The following is a 2,046-nucleotide window of genomic DNA, read 5'->3' on the forward strand; positions in this document are numbered from 1 at the left end:
CCTGAGCAATTACTGGCTCTGGGAACACCATACGCTCCAGAGTAATAATTGCGGAGGGATCGCACAGGGTTTCACCGGTCGTCACGTCTTTCAAACCCACACAAGCGGCGATGTCACCGGCGCGAATTTCCTCAACTTCCTGACGGTTGTTGGCGTGCATCTGAACGATACGACCGATACGCTCTTTCTTGCCTCGCACTGGGTTGTAAACAGAGTCGCCTTTGTTCAATACACCAGAGTACACACGCACGAAAGTCAACTGGCCCACGAATGGATCCGTCATTAGCTTGAATGCCAAAGCAGACAGCTTTTCTTCGTCATTCGCATGACGAACGATTGGCTCTTCATCTTCATCGGTACCTGACACAGGTGGAATGTCCACTGGTGATGGCAGGAAGTCGATTACGGCATCGAGCATGCGCTGAACGCCTTTGTTCTTGAACGCTGTACCACACAGCATCGGCTGAATTTCAGTCGAAATGGTGCGGGTGCGGATACCCAAGATGATTTCGGCTTCGGACAAGCTGCCTTCTTCAAGGTACTTGTTCATCAATTCTTCAGAGGCTTCGGCCGCAGCCTCCACCATTTGCTCGCGCCACTTGTCGGCTTCTGCTTGCAATTCTGCCGGAATTTCACGGTAATCAAACTTCATGCCCTGAGACGCTTCGTCCCAGTAAATGGCTTTCATCTTGATCAGATCAACCACGCCCTGGAATTTTTCTTCCGCGCCGATTGGAATCACGATGGGCACTGGGTTTGCACGCAAACGCAGGCGCATTTGCTCAACCACCTTGAAGAAGTTGGCGCCGGTGCGGTCCATCTTGTTCACGAAGGCCAGACGAGGCACTTTGTATTTGTTGGCCTGGCGCCACACAGTTTCAGACTGAGGCTGAACACCACCCACCGCACAGTAAACCATGCAGGCACCATCCAGAACGCGCATAGAGCGCTCCACTTCAATGGTGAAGTCAACGTGCCCGGGGGTGTCAATGATGTTGAAACGGTGTTCTGGGTAGGAGTTGTCCATACCCTTCCAAAAACAGGTGGTAGCAGCGGAGGTAATGGTAATACCACGCTCTTGCTCCTGCTCCATCCAGTCCATGGTGGCCGCACCGTCGTGCACTTCACCAATTTTGTGACTTACGCCTGTGTAAAACAGGATACGTTCAGTCGTTGTGGTTTTTCCGGCATCAATGTGCGCAGAAATTCCAATGTTACGATATCGCTCAATGGGCGTCTTACGAGCCATTTGCTACTCCAGTTAAATTTAGAATCGGAAATGCGAGAAGGCTTTGTTGGCTTCAGCCATGCGGTGCACTTCATCACGCTTCTTCATCGCACCACCGCGACCCTCAGCTGCCTCAAGCAGCTCACCTGCAAGGCGAAGGTCCATGGACTTTTCACTACGCTTCTTGGCTGCTTCACGCACCCAACGCATGGCCAGGGCCAAACGACGTGAGGGACGAACTTCCACCGGAACTTGGTAGTTCGCACCACCGACGCGGCGAGACTTCACTTCAACAACAGGCTTTACATTGTTGATCGCGGCGTTAAACACCTCGAGTGGGTCTTTACCAGCTTTCGTTGAGATGCTGTCAAAAGCACCGTAAATAATGCGTTCTGCAACAGCTTTCTTGCCAGACAACATGATGACGTTCATGAATTTGGCTACTTCTGTGCTTTGAAACTTTGGATCTGGCAGCACTTCTCTGCGCTGCACTTCGCGACGACGTGGCATCTTGACTATTCCTTTATCTTCAGCGTGGGCAATCCCACTTATGCATCTGCTTACTCGACACACCAAATGTGTGCCGCACGGAATGCGGTTTTAAACTGACCAATACAAAAATTTACTTGGCCTTATTGCTTAGCGTAATTATTTCGCTTTAGCAGCTTTTGGACGCTTCGAACCATACTTGGAACGAGCTTGTTTACGGTCCTTAACGCCTTGCAAGTCAAGTGAACCACGCACGATGTGATAACGCACACCTGGCAAATCCTTCACACGACCGCCACGGATCAATACCACGGAGTGTTCCTGCAAAT

At 51.1% G+C, this 2,046-nt stretch carries 2 protein-coding genes and 1 pseudogene; all 3 read right to left on the reverse strand.

The features are described from left to right. The coding region (gene fusA, locus LMED105_RS15855) for an elongation factor G (protein WP_008253356.1) at positions 1-1,249 on the reverse strand (1,249 nt) is incomplete at its 3' end. 18 nt (positions 1,250-1,267) lie between these two features. Then, positions 1,268-1,738 (reverse strand): 30S ribosomal protein S7, encoded by a 471-nt coding sequence (gene rpsG, locus LMED105_RS15860; RefSeq protein WP_008253357.1) that lies wholly within the window; start codon positions 1,736-1,738, stop codon positions 1,268-1,270. A gap of 138 nt (positions 1,739-1,876) precedes the next feature. After that, a pseudogene (rpsL, locus tag LMED105_RS15865) lies at positions 1,877-2,046 on the reverse strand (30S ribosomal protein S12); the annotation flags it as partial.

Origin of the sequence: Limnobacter sp. MED105, from assembly GCF_000170915.1 — a bacterium.
Lineage (GTDB): Bacteria > Pseudomonadota > Gammaproteobacteria > Burkholderiales > Burkholderiaceae_B > Limnobacter.